The organism is Ferroacidibacillus organovorans (assembly GCF_001516615.1).
GTDB lineage: Bacteria > Bacillota > Bacilli > Alicyclobacillales > SLC66 > Ferroacidibacillus > Ferroacidibacillus ferrooxidans_B.
This window is the reverse complement of sequence record NZ_LPVJ01000034.1, coordinates 1-1,957: the sequence shown is the minus strand read 5'-3', so window position 1 is coordinate 1,957 and position 1,957 is coordinate 1. Positions and strand designations below refer to the sequence as shown.

The following is a 1,957-nucleotide window of genomic DNA, read 5'->3' as shown; positions in this document are numbered from 1 at the left end:
ACCGCAATCGGGTCGTCGTCACGTCAGCGCTGATCGCCATTCCTCAGCCAGTGCCGCTGTTCAGCATTGTCTGGATCATCGTGTTTGCGGCACTTCTTTACACCGTATTCAACTACAACTACCTCCTTTTTCAGTCTTCATCACATCGGAGATTGTGGTACTCTTGTCGTTTTTGAACATATGGCGCCAGTACTCGCGGTGCGTGATCGACTGCTTGATACGATGATAGGGAGTGCGCTTGCGCTGATTGCATTTTCGCTTTGGCCAACCTGGCAGCTTACCAATGTCCCGAATGCGTTGGGCAATTTTTGCGCGCCGATTGCCGTTATTTGCGGACGGTGTTTCAGCAGATGAGAGGGGCGGATGGCAACCGAGTCTCGACATCAGACGCTCGCAAAGCAGTGCGTTTGGCGCGTACCAATGCGATGGCCGTCGTTGAGCAAATGATCAATGAGCCGCGTCATGGCGTGCTCGATCGCGCTTCGGTCAGCGGTTTCTTGCTGGCTCTGCACCGGTTTGTCGACAACTTGTTAGCGCTTGAAACAGGCATGCGCGCGCTGCGCAGTGAAGGCCGGATGCAGTGTGATACGTTGATGCATCACCAGGATTTTGCAGAAATGCTTGCAGAGATCATGGAAGGGATGGAGTCCTTAGTACGCGCGTCTTTGTCTGTGCAACCGGATCGCGAAATCATACTTTCAAAGATGGCGCAAAGACTCGCAATGGTGTCGCCGCAGTGGACTGAGCAAGAATGGAAAGACCCTTACCTGCGAAATATCGCGCAGCGACTTCTTGGAAACGTGAGCACGATGATCCGGATGATGCCACTCGATCAGGCGGGAGAGTGAGTGTTTGGCAGGGGAGTGGAGCTTCATCTCGCACAATTTTACAAGAATGGACAATTTCCCTGGAAATCAACGTGGTTTGTCGATCGATCGTGGTTAGACAAGGTGGCTAATCGATTGACACCCAAATCCACGCCGACAATCGCCTTGGTTTTCGCATATTGGCGGCATCTCTTCTGTATCCACCGTGATACTCACAAACCATTTGTCTGCCTTACGCGAAATGGTAGCGGATAGGATCTTGCCAGAGAAACGCAACACTTCCCGCATTCGTACCCATCCCAGATTCGGAATGCGAATGCGCTTCTCACTGACGGAAAATTGATCATTCGTGAGCGTAAAACTGTCATGAATCCCTTTCTTTTTGAAGGCTGGGTACTTCGCAACGCCTCGAAAAACCGTTAAAACGCATCACCAAGGTGAATCAATGCCATTTGTGGCGCGTTTTTGGTGACTTCTAGCATCCAAGGGAACTGTTCGCGCTTGATCGCGTTCAGTTGCCGACGAAGTGAAGCTTGCGTTGGTTTTTCACCCGCCTCGTATTGGCGCTTCCACTCCGCAAGACCCCAGTTGTAGGCAAACCGAGCCACACCGCTGGCTTTAGAAAAATAGGTGGCTTGCTGCTTGTTTGGATCAAGCGCAATCTTATGGCTTCTCAGCATCGTCAACCACCTTCTTCATGCCTTCAATCAATTTCTGGTTTTTGCGTGACCGGGAACCGTAGAGCCGCGCAGAAAATACCGTAATGATTTCAAGTACATCTTTGGCAAGATCCTCTTCAAACGTGGTGTCTTCTCCTTGGTTGAGAATGACGACTTCCACTTCTTTCGCCTCGCAAATAGCAAAGACAAGTTCTGCTCCAAACCGCAGAAGTCGGTCTTTATGCGTCATGACCAGCCTTCCTACTTCATCCTGCAAAATGGCGTTCAACAGTCGTTTCAAACCTTTTTGTGGTAGTTCATGCCTGATCCAAGATCAGCAACGACCTCGAACGTCCATCCTTGTGCAGCACAGTACATTTCAAGGACTTGCTTCTGCCGTTCCAAGTCCTCTTTCTGATCATGGCTTGAAACTCTGGCATAGACTACGGTCTTCCTGTCGCTTCGTTGAAG

Annotated in this window: 2 protein-coding genes and 1 pseudogene; 1 reads left to right on the top strand and 2 read right to left on the bottom strand. The window is 50.5% G+C overall.

Going from position 1 to position 1,957, the window contains the following annotated elements; translation table 11 throughout:
• The first annotated feature begins 350 nt into the window (after nt 1-350).
• Nucleotides 351-848: a hypothetical protein gene (locus tag ATW55_RS08880; RefSeq protein ID WP_067715879.1), complete on the top strand. Its 498-nt coding sequence runs from the start codon at nt 351-353 to the stop codon at nt 846-848.
• 398 nt (nt 849-1,246) lie between these two features.
• Here ATW55_RS08880 and ATW55_RS16535 read toward each other — a convergent pair whose 3' ends face one another.
• Entirely contained in the window at nt 1,247-1,507 is a 261-nt protein-coding gene (locus ATW55_RS16535) for a helix-turn-helix domain-containing protein (protein ID WP_067715876.1), read from the bottom strand.
• A pseudogene (locus tag ATW55_RS08870) lies at nt 1,491-1,957 on the bottom strand (IS607 family transposase); the annotation flags it as partial. The pseudogene ATW55_RS08870 and the gene ATW55_RS16535, both read right to left, overlap by 17 nt.

What these genes read in the sequence shown, in the direction of transcription:
- ATW55_RS08880 (WP_067715879.1), top strand. Translation starts at nt 351, where the DNA reads ATGAGAGGGGCGGATGGCAACCGAGTCTCGACATCAGACGCTCGCAAA.
- ATW55_RS16535 (WP_067715876.1), bottom strand. Translation starts at nt 1,507, where the DNA reads ATGCTGAGAAGCCATAAGATTGCGCTTGATCCAAACAAGCAGCAAGCC.